Annotated in this window: 19 protein-coding genes; 13 read left to right on the top strand and 6 right to left on the bottom strand. The window is 68.3% G+C overall.

The features are described 5' to 3' along the window. The first annotated feature begins 175 nt into the window (after window positions 1-175). The 4 genes from ACTMO_RS0117755 (at window position 176) to ACTMO_RS0117770 (ending at window position 4,587) form a co-directional block, all read left to right on the top strand. Window positions 176-1,363, top strand: a complete 1,188-nt coding sequence (locus tag ACTMO_RS0117755; protein WP_019856026.1) for a homogentisate 1,2-dioxygenase — start codon at window positions 176-178, stop codon at window positions 1,361-1,363. A gap of 201 nt (window positions 1,364-1,564) precedes the next feature. Further along, complete coding sequence (locus ACTMO_RS0117760; protein WP_019856027.1) at window positions 1,565-2,338, top strand: DUF2470 domain-containing protein; 774 nt, start codon at window positions 1,565-1,567, stop codon at window positions 2,336-2,338. Between the two features lie 78 nt (window positions 2,339-2,416). Continuing rightward, window positions 2,417-3,274 (top strand): CPBP family intramembrane glutamic endopeptidase, encoded by an 858-nt coding sequence (locus ACTMO_RS0117765; protein ID WP_019856028.1) that lies wholly within the window; start codon window positions 2,417-2,419, stop codon window positions 3,272-3,274. A 128-nt stretch (window positions 3,275-3,402) separates the two neighbouring features. Continuing rightward, the gene (locus ACTMO_RS0117770) at window positions 3,403-4,587 is read left to right on the top strand and encodes an arginine deiminase (protein WP_019856029.1); all 1,185 of its coding nucleotides are present in this window, start codon (window positions 3,403-3,405) and stop codon (window positions 4,585-4,587) included. Window positions 4,588-4,937: 350 nt separating this feature from the next. Here the strand turns inward: ACTMO_RS0117770 and ACTMO_RS0117775 are convergent, their stop codons facing one another. From ACTMO_RS0117775 to ACTMO_RS0117790, 4 genes are all read right to left on the bottom strand, one after another. Continuing rightward, complete coding sequence (locus ACTMO_RS0117775; RefSeq protein ID WP_245556233.1) at window positions 4,938-5,513, bottom strand: RICIN domain-containing protein; 576 nt, start codon at window positions 5,511-5,513, stop codon at window positions 4,938-4,940. Window positions 5,514-5,782: 269 nt separating this feature from the next. After that, window positions 5,783-6,001, bottom strand: a complete 219-nt coding sequence (locus ACTMO_RS0117780) for a hypothetical protein (RefSeq protein ID WP_019856031.1) — start codon at window positions 5,999-6,001, stop codon at window positions 5,783-5,785. A 199-nt stretch (window positions 6,002-6,200) separates the two neighbouring features. Further along, window positions 6,201-6,842, bottom strand: coding sequence for a hypothetical protein (locus ACTMO_RS0117785; protein ID WP_019856032.1), 642 nt, complete (start codon window positions 6,840-6,842; stop codon window positions 6,201-6,203). Then, window positions 6,842-7,132: an HC3 family zinc finger protein gene (locus tag ACTMO_RS0117790; protein ID WP_026449366.1), complete on the bottom strand. Its 291-nt coding sequence runs from the start codon at window positions 7,130-7,132 to the stop codon at window positions 6,842-6,844. The genes ACTMO_RS0117785 and ACTMO_RS0117790 overlap by 1 nt, the downstream gene beginning before the upstream one ends. 120 nt (window positions 7,133-7,252) lie before the next feature. On the opposite strand from ACTMO_RS0117790, the gene ACTMO_RS0117795 reads away from it, so the two are divergent. From ACTMO_RS0117795 to ACTMO_RS0117815, 5 genes are all read left to right on the top strand, one after another. Next, window positions 7,253-8,119: a helix-turn-helix domain-containing protein gene (locus ACTMO_RS0117795; RefSeq protein WP_019856034.1), complete on the top strand. Its 867-nt coding sequence runs from the start codon at window positions 7,253-7,255 to the stop codon at window positions 8,117-8,119. A gap of 14 nt (window positions 8,120-8,133) precedes the next feature. Beyond that, the gene (locus ACTMO_RS0117800; protein ID WP_019856035.1) at window positions 8,134-8,337 is read left to right on the top strand and encodes a DUF397 domain-containing protein; all 204 of its coding nucleotides are present in this window, start codon (window positions 8,134-8,136) and stop codon (window positions 8,335-8,337) included. Between the two features lie 187 nt (window positions 8,338-8,524). Continuing rightward, window positions 8,525-8,920 (top strand): hypothetical protein, encoded by a 396-nt coding sequence (locus tag ACTMO_RS0117805; protein WP_019856036.1) that lies wholly within the window; start codon window positions 8,525-8,527, stop codon window positions 8,918-8,920. A gap of 5 nt (window positions 8,921-8,925) precedes the next feature. Then, window positions 8,926-9,456, top strand: a complete 531-nt coding sequence (locus tag ACTMO_RS0117810; protein WP_019856037.1) for a DUF3558 family protein — start codon at window positions 8,926-8,928, stop codon at window positions 9,454-9,456. A gap of 142 nt (window positions 9,457-9,598) precedes the next feature. Further along, on the top strand, window positions 9,599-10,096 hold the full coding sequence (locus ACTMO_RS0117815) for a hypothetical protein (protein ID WP_019856038.1): 498 nt from the start codon (window positions 9,599-9,601) through the stop codon (window positions 10,094-10,096). A gap of 142 nt (window positions 10,097-10,238) precedes the next feature. Here ACTMO_RS0117815 and ACTMO_RS0117820 read toward each other — a convergent pair whose 3' ends face one another. Both ACTMO_RS0117820 and ACTMO_RS0117825 read right to left on the bottom strand, forming a co-directional pair. Next, complete coding sequence (locus tag ACTMO_RS0117820; protein ID WP_019856039.1) at window positions 10,239-11,831, bottom strand: N-acyl-D-amino-acid deacylase family protein; 1,593 nt, start codon at window positions 11,829-11,831, stop codon at window positions 10,239-10,241. Between the two features lie 128 nt (window positions 11,832-11,959). Further along, entirely contained in the window at window positions 11,960-12,421 is a 462-nt protein-coding gene (locus ACTMO_RS0117825) for a MarR family winged helix-turn-helix transcriptional regulator (protein ID WP_019856040.1), read from the bottom strand. Window positions 12,422-12,594: 173 nt separating this feature from the next. Between ACTMO_RS0117825 and ACTMO_RS0117830 the strand changes: the two genes are divergently transcribed. The 4 genes from ACTMO_RS0117830 (at window position 12,595) to ACTMO_RS0117845 (ending at window position 15,481) form a co-directional block, all read left to right on the top strand. Beyond that, complete coding sequence (locus ACTMO_RS0117830; protein ID WP_019856041.1) at window positions 12,595-13,035, top strand: DoxX family protein; 441 nt, start codon at window positions 12,595-12,597, stop codon at window positions 13,033-13,035. 243 nt (window positions 13,036-13,278) lie between these two features. Further along, window positions 13,279-14,037, top strand: a complete 759-nt coding sequence (locus ACTMO_RS0117835) for an SDR family NAD(P)-dependent oxidoreductase (protein WP_019856042.1) — start codon at window positions 13,279-13,281, stop codon at window positions 14,035-14,037. Window positions 14,038-14,335: 298 nt separating this feature from the next. Then, window positions 14,336-14,770 carry a hypothetical protein gene (locus ACTMO_RS0117840; protein ID WP_157062944.1) on the top strand — a complete coding sequence of 145 codons (435 nt, stop codon included), beginning with the start codon at window positions 14,336-14,338 and terminating at the stop codon, window positions 14,768-14,770. 162 nt (window positions 14,771-14,932) lie between these two features. After that, entirely contained in the window at window positions 14,933-15,481 is a 549-nt protein-coding gene (locus ACTMO_RS0117845; protein ID WP_019856044.1) for a ferritin, read from the top strand. The last annotated feature ends 47 nt before the right edge of the window (window positions 15,482-15,528 follow it).

Consider the following 15,528-nt stretch of genomic DNA (forward strand, 5'->3'; position numbering starts at 1 on the left):
AGTGAACAAAAACGTCCGGAAATCGAACACTGATTTTCCGGGTGTCCCCTCCGCACGTGGCGGACCCCAGGGCGGCGACGTCGCACCCTGTGACCGGCGTGTCGGAGGGCTCACCGCCGAGAGGACGCACGAGCCCGGCACCGGACAACTCGACACCGCACGATCGGAGGCCGGTATGCCGTACTACCGCCGAGTGGGCGATATCCCCCGCAAGAGGCACACCCAGTTCCGTCAGCCGGACGGCAGCCTGTACGCCGAGGAACTGATGGGCATCGAGGGCTTCTCCGCGGAGTCGGCGCTGCTCTACCACCGCAACCTGCCCACCGCCGTGGTCGCCGCCGAGGCGGTTGTCGAACACGGACGCTCCACCTCGCCCAACCTGCCGCTGCGGCCACGGCACTTCCGCACCGGCGACCTCGGGTTCGGCGGGGAAGGCGCCACGGACGCGGTCACCGGGCGCAGGCTGCTGTTCTCGAACGCCGACGTCGCGATCTGCTTCGCGGTACCGGAGACCACCAGCCCGCTGTACCGCAACGCCACCGGCGACGAACTCTGCTACGTACAGACCGGCTCGGCCCGCGTGGAGACGGTCTACGGCGCCCTGGAGGTCTCCGCGGGCGACTACGTGGTGCTGCCCGCCTCCACGACCCACCGGGTGGTGCCGCACGGCGACGAACCGCCACGGCTGTACCTGGTGGAGGCCACCGGCCACATCGGACCGCCCAAGCGCTACCTCAGCGCCCGGGGTCAGTTCCTGGAGCACGCGCCGTACTGCGAACGCGACCTGCGCGGGCCCACCGAGCCACTGCTGATGGAGGGAACCGACGTGGACGTGCTGGTCCGCCACCACGACGGTCTCACCAGGATGACCTACGCCCACCACCCCTTCGACGTGGTCGGCTGGGACGGGTGCCTGTACCCGTGGGTGTTCAACATCGCCGACTTCGAACCCATCACCGGCCGCATCCACCAGCCGCCGCCGGTGCACCAGACCTTCGAGGGACCCAACTTCGTGGTGTGCTCGTTCTGCCCCCGCAAGGTCGACTACCACCCCGAGGCGGTCCCCGTGCCCTACAACCACGCCAATGTGGACTCGGACGAGCTCATGTTCTACGTGGGGGGCGACTACGAGGCCCGCAAGGGCTCCGGGATCGGTATCGGCTCCCTCTCGCTGCACCCCTCCGGGTGCACCCACGGCCCCCAGCCCGGGGCCGTGGAGGCGGCCCTGGGGGCCGAGCGGTTCGACGAGACGGCCGTGATGATCGACACCTTCCGTCCGCTGCGGCTGGGCGAGGCGGCGACGGCCTGTGAGGACCCCTCCTACGCCCGCAGCTGGGCCGGCAGGGGCCCGCTGGAGTCCTGAGGCGACCGTCGGCGCCTCGCCGGACGGGGCGGTGTGGTGGATCCGGGAGTCGGGCGGGCCCACCTCTGGCGGGCGCACCCGAACGGGCCATTTCGGTGAGAGCCGTTCACGGGTTAGGGTTACCTAAGTAAGCTGGTTCCGGCGGCGTCGCCGCCGGACCACGCCCCGACACCGGCCCACACACTCCCTGCGAGGTGAGCCATGCACGAGACCGTCCGCCGGCCCGCCACCCCCTCCCCGGCCGAACGGGCCCGCAGCATCGCGAAACGAGGCGGACAGGCCGCCGTGCTCCCCTCCGGCGACGAGTCCCGCAGCCGCCCGCTGCTGCACCACGTGCACCCGGACGGCAGCGCGACGGTGCTCTACCCCGACCGGCACCCCCTGGTGGCCGCCGCCTGGCAGAACCCGCACGGCGAGTTCGCCGCCGTGCTCGAAGTGACCGACTCCGCCCCCGTACGGCTGCGCGAGCCGGTGCGCGGGCTGCTCTGGCTCACCGGCGGCATGCGCCTGCTGCCGCCGGAACGGGCCCGCGAGGAGGTGCTGCGCGTGGCCGAGCAGCGCCCGGACCCCAGACTGCTGGACGCCGGACACGGCGCGACGGTGCTGCGGATGGAGACGGCCTCCCTGGCGCTGGCGGACGCCGAGCACACCGACTCGCTGGACCCCACGAGCTTCGCCGCCGCCGAACCCGACCCGTTCTGCCTGTACGAGGACGGCTGGCTGCGCCACCTGGAACTGTCCCACCGCGACGTGGTGGGCCCACTCAACCGCTACCTGCCGGAACACCTGCGGGGAGGACACCTGCGCCCGCTGGGGCTGGACCGCTACGGGGTGCGGCTGCGGGTGGAGGCCTCCGACGGCGACCACGACGTCCGCCTGGGCTTCTCCCGCCCGGTCAACGACTCGGAGGAACTGAGCACCGAGCTGCGGCGCCTGATGGGCTGCCCCTTCCTCGCACAGCGACCCGGTCGGTGACCCGGCGGCGTCGTCGGCGCGGGTCACCGCGACTCGGCCGCCCGCGCCCCGCCCACCGCGCCGGATAGGGTGCCCCGGGTGAGCATCCCGACCTCGGACCGCGACCAGCCCGGGTCGACCTCGCGGCTGCGGAGGACCCTGCGGTCCTGGCTGTCACCCCGCCGCCCCGAACCGGAGCCGGGCACCGCCGGGCAGTCGCGCGGCGCGATCGGCGTCGAGCTGTCGATCGTGTTCGCGGTCACCCTCGGTGTGGCCGGGTTGCAGAGCCTGCTCACCCTGGTGGACGCCCTGCTGCGCACCAGCTCGCTGGACCAACAGGCCGTGTCGATCAACGCCCCGGCGGCCACGGTCGGTCTGGTCGACCTGGCGCGGCAGCTGACCGGGATCCTGCGACTGTTCGCCTGGGGAGCCCTGGGGGTGTACCTGCTGTGGCTGAGCGGGATCTCCCCGGCCCGCATCGGCCTGCGTCGGAAGGGGTTCACCGGCGACCTCGCCAGGGGTGCCGGGCTGGCCGCGCTGATCGGCGTTCCCGGGCTGGGGCTGTACCTGGCCGCGCACGCGGCGGGACTCAACCTGGCGGTGCAGCCGAGCACGCTGGACGAGGCGTGGTGGCGTGCCCCGGTGTTGGTGCTGTCCGCGCTGGGCAACTCCTTCGCCGAGGAGACGCTGGTGGTGGGGTATCTGCTCACCCGGCTGCGCGCGCTCGGGCTGGGGGAGAACCGGGCCCTGTGGATCTCGGCGGTGCTGCGTGGTTCCTACCACCTGTACCAGGGCTTCGGTGGTTTCGTGGGCAATGTGGTCATGGGGCTGGTCTACGGGCGGGTGTGGCAACGCACCAACCGGCTGTGGGCGCTGGTCGTCGGACACGCGCTGATCGACGTGGTCGCCTTCCTCGGCTACGCCCTGTTGCGCGATCGGGTGGGCTGGCTGCCCTGAGCGCGGGCCATCACGCAACGAATCACGGTCGTATCCGCTTTTCTGTTTAACGATGCTTCGAATTTCGCGCCGGATGCGGTTATTTTCGCTCAACGCAGCTAGGCTGCGGGACCGTGACCACTCCACACGTGACGAGCGAAGTCGGGCCGCTGCGTACCGTGCTGCTGCACCGCCCCGGTGGGGAACTCAAGCGGCTCACGCCACGCAACAACGACCAGCTGCTGTTCGACGCCATCCCCTGGGTGGACCGTGCCGAGCAGGAGCACGACGCCTTCGCCGAGGTGCTGCGCGGCCGGGGGGTCGAGGTGCTGCTGCTGGACGAGCTGATCACCGAGGCGCTCGGCGACCCCCGTGCCCGGACGGCGGCGCTGCACAGCGGAGTGGACGAACGGCGTCTGGGCGCCGAGGTGGCCGACACCCTGCGCTCCCATCTGTCCAGTGTCGACAACCGCACGCTGACCCGGACCCTGGTGGCCGGGATGACCTTCGAGGAACTTCCCGCCGCCGAGGGGCAGTCGCTGGTGCGGCGGATGCACCACCCGCACGACTTCGCGATCGACCCGCTGCCGAACCTGCTGTTCACCCGGGACTCCTCGGTGTGGATCGGCGACCGCGTGGCGGTCACCTCGCTGGCCCTGCCCGCGCGCGACCGCGAGTCGGCGCTGACCGATCTGGTCTACGCCTACCACCCGAGGTTCGCGCAGTCCGCCCGCGCCTACGGGGCGCACTCGGCCCCGGTGGAGGGGGGCGACGTGCTGCTGCTGGCCCCGGGTGTGGTGGCCGTGGGGGTCGGGGAGCGCACCACCCCCGCCGGTGCGGAGTCCCTGGCCCGCTCGATGTTCGCCGACGGGCTGGCGCACACGGTGCTGGCCGTGCCGATCACCCAGACGCGGGCCTCGATGCACCTGGACACGGTGTGCACGATGGTCGACCGGGACGCGGTGGTGATGTATCCGGCGATCCAGGACACGCTCACCGCCTATGTGCTGCGGCCCTCCGGGGACGGGCTCAAGGTCACGGGCCCGGAGCCGTTCCTGCGGGCCGCCGCCGAGGCCATGGAGCTGGAACGACTCCGGGTCATCGACACGGGACTGGATCCGGTGACCGCCGAGCGGGAGCAGTGGGAGGACGGCAACAACACCCTCGCGGTGGCCCCGGGCACGGTGGTGGCCTACGAACGCAACGTGGAGACCAACGCCCGGCTGGAGGAGGCCGGTATCGAGGTGCTGCGCATCAGCGGTTCCGAGCTCGGTTCCGGCCGGGGCGGGCCGCGCTGCATGTCCTCCCCGATCCGGCGGGACGAGCTGGACTGAGCCGAACGCGGCCGGGGCGGGGTGCCGGTTCCGTCGGGAACCGGTAGCGCCCTGCCCCGGTCAGGCGTGGGTGCCGCCGCCGACGCGGATCCGGAGCGCTGACTCCCTCCGGACCCCCGAACCACGACGCGTTCCGGACACCAGCGTCAGGAGACGACCTCGGACCTCGTGCCAGCACTCCACCCGCCCGACCCGAGAGGTTTCCAATCCCTGGGCACAGTGATCTGTTCGTCGGCACTGAGCGGGGTGAGACCTCTCGGCACGGCGGTGGGTTCGTGGTCGGCGGCGAGCAGGATCTCCGACGGCCCTGCCCGCTCGTTCCGGAGAGACCGGGCCGCCTGTGTGCGGGATCAGTCCACGAGCACGGGACGCCACCGCTGGTCGGAGCTACCGGCGTCCTGGTTCAGCACGATGTCGTGCGAGGCCTGGGCTCCGTTGTAGGGGGCCAGCACCCGGTTGTCGTTGGTGAAGCTGGAGATGCGCAGGCCGTTGTCCTGCCGCAGGTTCCACCACTGCTCGCGTTCGCCCTTGTCGCAGCGCTTCTGCACCACGTGCCGGAAGGGATCGAGGCTGTTGGGGTTGGGTTGCAGGCACAGCCCCGATCCGACGTTCTTGATGCGGGCCACACCGCTCACCCCGGTGGGCAGGAACTTCCACTGTTCCCGCAGTGCCAGCTCACCGGTGTTGTGCTGGTACCACAGGTCCACGAAGCCGTTCTCCACGGAGTTCCACCCCTTGGTGAGCATGAACAGGTTGGCGCTGTTGTTGTAGAGGTGGTAGGGCTCGCGCAGGACGATCGAGCTCTGTGCCCGACTCTCCCGCTGGTGTGGGGTGTGCTGTTCGGCGGCGCCGACCCCGGTTCCGAGGGCGGCGGCCAGGGAGAGCGTGGCCGCGAGTACCAGGGCGATCCGCTTGCGCACTGTCACCGGAATACGGTCCTTCCGTCATCTGGACATTTCCGAAAGGATCATCAGTACCCCGTAGGACAAAATCAACATATCTTTCGGGGGAACTCCGAGAACCGTTCCGAATCACGCACGGGACACGGAGCTCCGCCCTCGAAACCCCCGAAAGAGTGGGATTCTTTCCGGGATTTCCCTCTCCGTGAGTGCCGGGCGAAGACGTGTGTCCTCAGTGAACCGTTCGGTTCGGCCGGGGCGTCGTCGCAAGGTTCTCCCGTGGACGGCAGGCGGGCTCACCGAGCGTCGCCGCGGACACGGCGACGGAAACCACGCCGTGCCAGTTCGAACGCACCGGCCGCGAACAGGCTGAGAGCGAGTACCGCGCATCCCCAGGCGACCGGCGCGGGCAGCAGGGAGTCGCCCGCCGAGAGGGCTGCCGAGACCAGCGACAGACTCACGAGTGCCAGTAACACGAGTTCGAATGCCAGCAGTCCGGAGGATATACGGGTCATCACGGCCTCCCGTCGAGTCGTCCTCCTCCATGATCGAGTGTGCCCTACCGACTTGGGAAGAGCGAACCGCGCAGCGTGTTTCTCATCGGTCTGCTCTGAGGTGGATGTCAGGGCAAGAGACCGATCCGATCCCTTTTCGTCCCGTCCCCGTGTCGGTGACTCCGAACGCGGTGTTCCGCCGCGTTCGGAAGGACCGAGGTCAGGCGGCTGCGGCCGGTTGTCGGTGCGGTCTCGGGCCGGTGTGGGCCAGCCGACCGGTTCCGTCCTTCGGGAAGACGGTCCACTCCGGAGCCTCGGCTGTCGGACGAGGACGGTTCGTCACGAGCCGGTGTCTGCCGACGTAGCCGGGTTCGGGTGGGTGGCCGTGCGGTCGTTCGGGCAGGCCCAGCAACGCGGCGAGGTCCTCTTCGGCGAGGCTGACGGGGTACCGGGGACGCTGCCGGGCGGTGCTCGGGGGCTGGTACTCGGGATGGTCGAGCATGGCACGCTGTTGCGCCGGAGTGGGGTTGGGGCTGGGCCAGTAGCCCAGGGCGTCCCACCAGTCCGAGTCCGGTGAACGGTCGGGGCCGTGGAGAACGACCGTGGCCGCACCCAGCGACGCCTCCGAGTTTCCGGGACGGTCGCCCGGAAGATGTTCCCCGCCGGGGGCTCCCTCCTCACGCGCGGAGTTCTCGGCACGGGCGAGCAGACCGGCGACCGTGAGCGCGCCCGGGCCGGCGTCGGCGTGTTGACCGTGTCCACCACGCAACGGGGCCAGGGCGCCGACCAGGGCCAGAGCCAGCACGGTGCCGAGGGTTCCCAGTAGACCGAAAGGCCCGTGCAGCAGGGCGAGCGAAGACATCAGTACCCCTCGCCGAAACGTTCCCGCAGTTGGCGACGGATCTCGCGTTCCCGCCGTTCGTGCTCCCGACCGTGCTCGACGGCCACACTCATGCAGATATCGCAGGTCGGCAACAGCCAGTCCAACTCGGACGGGTCGATCAGGGTGACATGCTGCCCACACAGGGTCTCGCGCTGCTGCCCCGGCCGAGGGCGCAGCTCCCGCGAGAACGCGTGCCGAAACCCCGCCACCGGATTCCACCACACCACCGGGCCAGACCAACCCCACCCCAGCAACGGAACCTCAAGCATGACGAACACTCCAAACACTGATCGTGTGTGTATGATCACTTGCACTATCGAGAGTAGATCTCGTCTATCTAATTAGATAGCTAACTCACCTAAAAGTGTGACGGCTCAGAGGAGGGTGCGATGGCACCGAGTTCACCGACCGTTGCCGCATGGGAGCTGGGGCGTCGTCTTCGTGAGAAGCGCGACGAAGCAGGGCTGAGTGCCACAGCGGCTGCCAGGAAGTTCGGGATCACCGCTGCCTACCTCTCGGAGTTCGAGAACGGCAAGAAGAACATCGGGGAGGAACGCCTCGCGAGGTTGATCGAGGCGTACGAACTCGACGAGCAGGAAGCCGCCGAGCTGTTCGGCCTTCGGAACGAAGCGGGTAACCGTGGCTGGTGGAGCGAGTACTCGGCGCTGTTCAGCGACGAGCTGCTGCGCTTCTTCGGTTACGAACACGGCGCTGAGAGCGTGCGCTCCTACGACAGCGCCATCGTCAACGGACTGCTACAAACCGAGAACTACGCACGGGCCGTCATCGAGGCGGGTGCGCCCAATATTCGACTGGCCGAGGTGGAACGCAGGCTCGAATGTCGTCTACGGAGGCAACACCGCGTCACCGGATCCGAACCACTCCATCTCAGCTCGGTGATGAGCGAGGCCGTTCTGCACCAACGGATCGGGGGCGCTGGCGTGCTGGCCGAACAGCTCGAACATCTCGTCGAACTCATCAACGCTCATCCGGACACCCTCGACATTCGCGTCGTCCCCTTCGAATCAACCGGACACGACGCGATCGGAGGATCTCCGTTCCTGCTCATGACGTTTCCCACCGGGAAACTACCGACACTGCTGTGGCACGAAACAGTGACATCCACACAGTTGATCACCGATTCGCTGACCATCCGCGAGCACAGTCTCGCGCACACCGAAGCCAGCAAGGCCGCCCTGGACCGCAAGGACTCGTTGGACAAGATCGCTTCTGCTTCCCGAAACTTGCGAGGTTAACTACAGTCCCACACATGGCCGGAAACCTCGCACCGCCCACATGGCGCAAGTCCAGTCGCAGTGCCAACAACGCCCACTGCGTCGAGGTCGCCTTAACCAGCGAAGCAGTCGGCGTCCGCGACACCAAGGACCGGCAGGGCGGCATCCTCACCATCACCCCCACCGCCTGGGCCGGGTTCGTGGAACGCCTCAAAACCGGCGACTACGACCAGGGCTGACCTCGACCGAACACCGCTATGCCGGGACCGGGGCACCGATCCCACACGACCTCCACGGACGCCCCGGCCCGGAACGATGCACCAGATCGCACGCGGGCATCCACGCAGCGTCGTTGACCCCGTCACCGCGTGATCAGTAGCCTCACCCGAGATCACACGACAGCGTGCCACTGGGGAGCCCGCGCCGATGAACGATCCACAGCAGGTCACCAAGAGCCTGTCCGACACCAACGACGCGATGCGCGGCATCATCACCGCCGCCAACAAGGGTGAGTTCACCATCACCCCCGAGGCGGGCGAGGAACTCATCCGGATCTTCCAGGAAATCGAGGACTGGACTCAGCAAGTCCAGAACGAAATGGGAGTCATCAAACAGCGCACTCCTTTGGGCAACAGTCCCGCCGGTGAGGCCATCGCGGACTTCAACCAGCAGGTCGCCGCCGGAGACGAAGAGTCCTTCGAGGAAATGATCCTCCGTATCCGGGACAACGCCCCCAAGGTCGTCCAAGCCCTCCGCGACGGCATCCGGCTGTACCAGGAAACCGACGACGGCAACGCCACCAACCTCGGAAAGCAGGCCTGAACCCCGTGCCCCGACACCCCAACACGCCCCGCACCACCCTGCTGGCGACACTCGCCACAGGCAGCCTCCTACTCCTGTCCGCCTGCGGCGGCAACAACGACACCGAAACAACCCCCAGCACCACCACGACACACACCGACACCAAACCAGCACTCGCACAAATCAACCCCTGCGACCAACTCACCACCGAGAACAAGAAAAAGCTCGACATCGAGGAACAAGGCGAGAAGGACGAGATCGCGGGAGCTCCAACATGTAGTTGGCAGACCTCGAACGGATCACTCCTGCTGGCTTTTCACCCGGACAAAGGAATCGAGGAGTTGAACTTCTCGGACGGCGAGCAGGAGCCGTACGTAGTAAGTGGCCAGGAAGGTAAGATCGTCCGCGGCAACGTCGGCGACAACTGCACTGTGACCATACCCTTCAGCGAAAGCTCCTCCGTGAACATAGGAGGCACGGTCGACGACATCCCCTCGTCCTGCGCTCTGGCGAAGAAGGCCGCGCCGATGGTGTGGGAAAACCTCTCCGAACAGTGACACCTCGGAAAGCCGGCAGGTCGGGCGGAAGACACCGAAGCGAGGAAGAACCACCGACGGCGGCACACGCATCGTCGAATCCCGCCGCGCCTCGGCGAAGAAGAACATCCCCCATCGCGGAGAATGACCTGTCCTGCCCCGAGTGAGACCGAGGGGAGTACGGCAGCGGATTCAGCGGCTGCGTGAACACGCCGAGCAACAGGACCGAGCCCATCCACAGCTGGCGTCGCGCCGTGGCTTGACCCGGTTCATCCACGGGTGCGCCGCGTTGGGGTACTGCGACGCCTTCGCCGAAGTCGCCGCCGATCCACAGCGCAAAGCAGGGCGTGACGACGAAATCGCCGAACCGATCCTGCTGCGGATTCCGCCGAGAACGCTGATGGGCCGAGACACCCCCGACGCCTACTTTCCCATGGCCTGCTTCAACGCCGCCGGTTCCTGTCTGGACGGTGTCCTCTCCCACTACCGCGCCTGTCCGCTCATTACCAGTCTGGGCCACTACGAACCGGCCGAGGAGCGGGAGCTGCTCGACATGATGCGCACCCCGCGCGTCGACTACGAGGACCAACCCGACAACCGCGCGGACATCGCGGAACGGATCACCAACCAGCTACGGAAAACCGTTCGGCGGTTCGAGTAACTGCCCGGACCCCACCGACGCGGCAGGCTGACCGAGCCAGGCGTGGGCGCGCACGAACTCCACCGGCCCCTACGACCGGAGCCGAACGGCCGTGGTCGGCTCCGACCACGCCGCGTCGGGGCTGCGACCGTGAACCGGCTCCTCAACGCGCTCGGTGGCGCAGCGCGTGGCCGGGAAGCGCGTCGGTGCGTTCCCCCTCGTCGATCACGGGAACCCCGTTGACCAGCACGTACGGGATCCCCGCCGCCTGCCGTCGCGGCTCGTCGAAGGTGGCCGTGTCCGCGACCTCCTCCGGGTCGAACAGCACCAGATCGGCCACGGCGCCCTCGCGGATCCTGCCCCGGTCCCCCAGCCCGAGCCGGTCGGCGGCGCGGGCGGTCATGTGGTGCACGCACTCCTCCAGTCCGAGCACGCCGAGCTCCCGGACGTAGCGCGCCAGGTAACGCGGGAACGTCCCCCACGCCCGAGGATGTGGCCGGTCGCCGACCAGCAGCCCGTCGCTGCCCGCCGTGTGCGCGCGGTGGCGCATGATCGCCCGGACGTTGTCCTCGTGGCCCACGTGCATCAGGCAGGAACTGCCGAGCCGTTCGGACAGCAGCACGTCGAAGTACAGCTCGGTGGGTCGGCGCCCGGCCTGCCGGGCCGCCTCGGCCACGGTACGGCCCAGCAGGTGACCGTTGCGCTCACCGTCGCGCACCCCGTTGATCTCGATGAGGTCCCAGTCCACCGGAACCCCGTGGCACCCGTCGGACCCCTCCACCTCCATGACCCGGCGGATCCGGGCCCGCTGCTCCGGGTCGCGCAGCCGCTCCAGTGTGGCCTCCACACCGCCCTCTGCGGCCCAGCTCGGCAGCAGCGCGTGCAGCGCGGTGCAGCCGGGCAGGTAGGGGTAGGAGTCCAGGGTGAGGTCGACCCCGGTCTCCAGGGCTTCGTCCAACAGGGACAGCAGCTCGCCCGCCCGTCCCGCGTTGACCCCGAAGTTCATCGTCGCGTGCGCCAGGTGCAGCGGGCAGCCCGTCCGGCGGGAGATCTCGACCATCTCGGCGTAGGCCTCCAGCGCCCCCGCCCCGTAGCTGCGGTGGTGCGGGCTGTGGAAACCGCCGTGGGCGGCGACCACCGCGCACAGCGCGGCGAGCTCGTCCCGGTCGGCGAACATGCCGGGGGTGTAGGTCAGCCCCGAGGACATGCCGAAGGCGCCCTGGCGCAGGCAGCGGTCCAGGATCCGACGCATCTCCTCCAGCTCGTCCCGGCTCGGCGCCCGGTTCTCGTCGCCCATGCACAACATGCGCAGGGTGCCGTGCGGAACCAGGTAGGCCGCGTTGACCGCGACGCCCTCGTCGAGCCGGTCCAGGTAACCGGCCACGTCGCGCCAGGTCCAGTCGAAGTCGGGCGGGTCGTCGTTCCAACCCGCGATCCTGGTGCGCAGCTCGGCCAGGGTGCGCTCGTCCACCGGGGCGTAGGACAGCCCGTCCTGGCCCAGCACCTCCAGGGTCACGCCCTGGGAGACCTTGGCCAGGTGGTCGGGTTCGGTGAGCAGCCGCAGGTCGGAGTGGGCGTGCATGTCGACGAAGCCGGGGGCCAGCACCAGGTCGGCGGCGTCGACGGTGCGGCGAGCGGACAGCGTCGCCGGATCGGTCACGGCCACGACGCGCCCCTCGGCGACACCGACGTCGGCACGGTACTCGGCGGCTCCGGTGCCGTCCACGACCCGGGCGGCGCGCAGGGCGATGTCCATTCCGGGCACCTCTCCACCTGTTCCGTGGTATTGCGCATTCTGCAACGAAGATTGCGCAAAGCGATCACGTGGTGTCTACCACCGGCGCGGGGGAGGGTCAACGGTTCGCGGAAGCGAACCGGACGGGCTCAGTCCCGCGGATCCAGCCGTCGGGCGACCGTGCCGAGGGCGTCGCCGAGCGCGTCGAGCTGTTCGGGGCTGAGCAGGTCGATCAACGAGGAGCGCACGATCTCCACGTGCCCCGGCGCGGCGCCGCGCAGCTTGTCCATCCCCTCGTCGGTGAGCACGGCGAAGACTCCGCGCTCGTCGCCGGAACAGCTCCTGCGCCGCACCAGACCGGCGCTCTCCAGTTTCCCGACCTGGTAGGTGATCCCACTCTTGGAGGTCACCAACAGCTCGGCCAGCTCGGTCATCCGGATCTCACGTTCCGGCGCCTCGGCCAGCCGCACCAGGATCTCGTACTGGGGGTGGGACAGCCCCTGTTGGTCCCGGAGCTGGCGTTCCACCCGCCGGGAAACCCGATGGCTGGCCTCCAGGAACGCGTTCCACGCTGCCATCTCCCCGGAGTCGAGCCATCGTGGTTGTTCCATGCAATCATTCTAGTAATTTGTTCGAATTTGAACAAGTAAGGTAGCCTGGAACCCGTCAGAATTCGGACCAACCGGACTCGTCGACGCTCCCTCCCCGTCCCGGCGGGGTCGGAGCGCACAGCCAGCCACGGAGCGAGTCCCGAGCTCCCCGCACAACCCGAAAGGAGAACACCGTGCCTCAACCGCCCGCACAGGTACGCGACCTGGTCCTGCTGCTGGCCAGAGTGGTCGTCGGAATCGTGTTCCTGGCCCACGGCCTACAGAAGTTCCTCCAGTGGGGTATCGGCAGTACCGTCGAGTCCTTCGACCAGATGGGTGTACCGGTTCCCGGCCTGTCGGCCTGGTTCGCCGCGCTCGTGGAAACCCTCGGCGGAGCCGCGCTGCTGCTCGGCCTCGCCCTGCCGGTGGCCGGAGTGCTGCTGACGCTGGACATGCTCGGCGCGCTGTTCATCGTCCACCTGGAGCAGGGCTTCTTCCTCGCCGGAGAAGGCGGCTACGAGTACGTGCTGGTGCTCGCCGCGGCGGCCCTGGCCCTCGGTTTCAACGGCGGCACCTACTCGCTCGACCGACTGCTGAGCGGCTCCCGCTCCGAGTCGACGAACGCCGATACCTGACAGCCCCCGCCGCGGTCGGTTCCGGGCGGTGCCGATGAACCCGCGGCTCCGCCCCGGACGCCCCGGAGTCGAGCGGCCTCTCCCGAGCCGCGACCATCGCGGCGAGCCCCGGGGGTCCCGGCGTACTCGGTGACCACCTCGGTTGACGGCACACCGTCGGAAACGGCTGATAGCCCATCCGTCGACCGAGGAGAATCCACGGACGACGTCCACCACACGGCGGGATTTCCACGGGAGAACGCGATGAGCAACGAGGACTTCGCACTGCACGGCAACACCGCCCTGGTCACCGGCGGTGGCCGGGGCATCGGGCTGAGCCTGGCACACGCCCTGGCCGAGCACGGCGCCCACGTGGTGATCGGCGAGATCGACCGGAACACCGGCGAGTCCGCCGCCGAACGGGTCGGCGGCGAGTTCGTCCCGCTCGACGTGACCGACTCCGCGCGGGTGGCCGAGGTGGTGGGCGAGATCGTCGCCGCCCACGGCTCGCTGGACGTCTCGGTGCACAACGCGGGCATGGTGCGCAACGAGAACGCCGAGGACACCAGCGACGAGTCCTGGCGACAGGTGCTGCGGCTCAACCTCGACGGGGTGTTCTACTGCTGCCGCGAGGTCGGGCGGGCCATGCTCGAACGGGGCAGGGGCTCGATCATCAACATCGCCTCCGTGTCCGGAATGGTCTCCAACCACCCGCAGGCCCAGGTCGCCTACAACACCTCCAAGGCCGGGGTCATCACCATGACCAGGTCGCTGGCCGGGGAGTGGGCCGACCGGGGAGTGCGGGTCAACGCGATCTCACCCGGCTACGTCGGAACGGATCTGCTGCGGGGAGTGCGCGAGACCCGACCGGAGTGGTACTCGGCGTGGCTGGAACAGACACCCATGGGCAGGGTCGCCGATCCCTCCGAGCTGGGACCGCTGGCGGTGTATCTCGCCTCGAACGCCAGCAGCTTCATGACCGGCAGCAACGTGGTCATCGACGGGGGTTTCACCGCCTGGTGAGACACGTGTGGCGTGTCGGTCCCACCCGCGACCGGAGTGCCGTCCGCGTCGCGGGGACCTTCCGCCGTACCGCGGAAGGACTCCGGGGACAGAAGCCCGTGAACACGGCGGGCCACTCGACGGGCGACGACCGAACGTCACCGAACAGTCCCGCGACCGGCCGAAGCGATGAGAGGCTGTCGTGCGGGAGATTCCGTCCACCACCGACGGAGGGAACCCCGGAAACCGACGTCGAGAGTTCGGGAGATGCGGAATGGAAGCCTTCTTGTCCGTGGCGACCGGGATAGTGTCGCTCTGTGTGGTTCTGTGGGCGACGAGTGTGGCGAGGGAGGCGATCTCGCGTAAGCGGAACTCCACCGAGCACGAGCTGGCGATACGTCTGCTCCCCCTGGATCCCGACACCAGCCAGAGGATCACCGAACAGCTCCGCCAGGGCAAACACGATCGGGCGTTCTCCGAGCTCAGGAGGGCCACCGCTCTCTCCCTGTCCTGGGCACGCGCCATGCTCAAGAACATGGCCAACGGTGTCGTTCCACCCGCCAACTACGCCGAGTCCTGGGGGCTGCTCCGCACCCTACGCCCGGAGCTCGTCGCCGAGACCGAGCGGATCCACAACCAGCGCGGGCACTACGCCGCCGTCCGTCACCTGCGCCGTCATCTTCCCGTGGGACTGGGAAACTGCATCCTCCTCGTCCGGGAAGGAATTTCCCCAGCGTCCGACCGAGAAAAGTAACCCGTGTCACAATCGTGGTCGCGGAACACAATTCCCGCTCCCGAACCGGGAAAAGTAAAGCTTACCTTCGTTAAACGAGCCTCACCTTTTTGAGGTCAGCCAAAACTTTTTGAGGCGAACCTGGTTTGAAAACCCCTCCGAAAAGGAGGGTATATTCGTGGCATGACCACTACGGAGAAACAGGAATCCAAGTTCCACCTGCTGCTGCAACAGCAGGTGCGCAGCGAGTTCAACGCGTCACAGCAGTACATCGCGCTGGCCGTCTGGTTCGACAGCCACGACCTTCCCCGACTGGCCGCGCATTTCTACCGGCAGGCGATCGAGGAACGCAACCACGGAATGATGATCGTCCAGTTCCTGATGGACAACGACATTCCCGTGAGCATTCCGTCGACCGACGAGGTGCGCAACGAGTTCGACGAGGCCCGTGAACTCGTGGCGCTGGCGTTGGCCCAGGAACGCGAGGTCACCGCCGAGATCGAGAACCTCGCCAAGACCGCCCGCGCCGAGGACGACTACATCGGCGAGCAGTTCATGCAGTGGTTCCTCAAGGAGCAGGTCGAGGAGGTCGCCCAGATGTCCACCCTGCTGAACGTGGTGGACCGCGCCGGAGGCAACCTGTTCGAGGTGGAGAACTTCCTGGCCCGCGAACAGGTCGGCGACGAGGGCAACGATCCCTCCGCTCCCCCGGCGGCCGGTGGTGCGCTCTGACCACCCGCCGCGAACCGCGCACCGACCACCCGCCCCGGAAGGGCGGG

The organism is Actinopolyspora mortivallis DSM 44261 (assembly GCF_000384035.1).
Lineage (GTDB): Bacteria > Actinomycetota > Actinomycetes > Mycobacteriales > Pseudonocardiaceae > Actinopolyspora > Actinopolyspora mortivallis.

What these genes read in the sequence shown, in the direction of transcription:
- ACTMO_RS0117755 (WP_019856026.1), top strand. Translation starts at nt 176, where the DNA reads ATGCCGTACTACCGCCGAGTGGGCGATATCCCCCGCAAGAGGCACACC.
- ACTMO_RS0117760 (WP_019856027.1), top strand. Translation starts at nt 1,565, where the DNA reads ATGCACGAGACCGTCCGCCGGCCCGCCACCCCCTCCCCGGCCGAACGG.
- ACTMO_RS0117780 (WP_019856031.1), bottom strand. Translation starts at nt 6,001, where the DNA reads ATGACCCGTATATCCTCCGGACTGCTGGCATTCGAACTCGTGTTACTG.
- ACTMO_RS0117785 (WP_019856032.1), bottom strand. Translation starts at nt 6,842, where the DNA reads ATGTCTTCGCTCGCCCTGCTGCACGGGCCTTTCGGTCTACTGGGAACC.
- ACTMO_RS0117790 (WP_026449366.1), bottom strand. Translation starts at nt 7,132, where the DNA reads ATGCTTGAGGTTCCGTTGCTGGGGTGGGGTTGGTCTGGCCCGGTGGTG.
- ACTMO_RS0117795 (WP_019856034.1), top strand. Translation starts at nt 7,253, where the DNA reads ATGGCACCGAGTTCACCGACCGTTGCCGCATGGGAGCTGGGGCGTCGT.
- ACTMO_RS0117800 (WP_019856035.1), top strand. Translation starts at nt 8,134, where the DNA reads ATGGCCGGAAACCTCGCACCGCCCACATGGCGCAAGTCCAGTCGCAGT.
- ACTMO_RS0117805 (WP_019856036.1), top strand. Translation starts at nt 8,525, where the DNA reads ATGAACGATCCACAGCAGGTCACCAAGAGCCTGTCCGACACCAACGAC.
- ACTMO_RS0117820 (WP_019856039.1), bottom strand. Translation starts at nt 11,831, where the DNA reads ATGGACATCGCCCTGCGCGCCGCCCGGGTCGTGGACGGCACCGGAGCC.
- ACTMO_RS0117825 (WP_019856040.1), bottom strand. Translation starts at nt 12,421, where the DNA reads ATGGAACAACCACGATGGCTCGACTCCGGGGAGATGGCAGCGTGGAAC.
- ACTMO_RS0117835 (WP_019856042.1), top strand. Translation starts at nt 13,279, where the DNA reads ATGAGCAACGAGGACTTCGCACTGCACGGCAACACCGCCCTGGTCACC.
- ACTMO_RS0117845 (WP_019856044.1), top strand. Translation starts at nt 14,933, where the DNA reads ATGACCACTACGGAGAAACAGGAATCCAAGTTCCACCTGCTGCTGCAA.